Consider the following 265-nt stretch of genomic DNA (forward strand, 5'->3'; position numbering starts at 1 on the left):
GAACGAGAGCGAATATGAAAATCGTCGTCTCGTAGAAAGTCTTCGTGACTTGGGAATCCCTGCAACCATTTATCACCCGGATAATTTTGATATTGTTGTTGGTAAGGGTACCGGTCATGGCATCAAGTACAATGGACAAGAATTTGACATGCCCGATCTTGTACTACCTAGAACTGGTTCTGGAACTACCGACTTTATCACTGCTATTGTTAGGCAGTTTGAAGAACAACATATAACCCGCATCAACTCCTCATTGAGTGTAGAT

1 pseudogene is annotated in these 265 nt (G+C 42.3%); it reads left to right on the forward strand.

Annotated elements, in window-relative coordinates:
• Positions 1-265, forward strand: a pseudogene (locus Q4563_RS20365) (hypothetical protein); the annotation flags it as partial.

Source organism: Gilvimarinus sp. 1_MG-2023 (assembly GCF_030548285.1).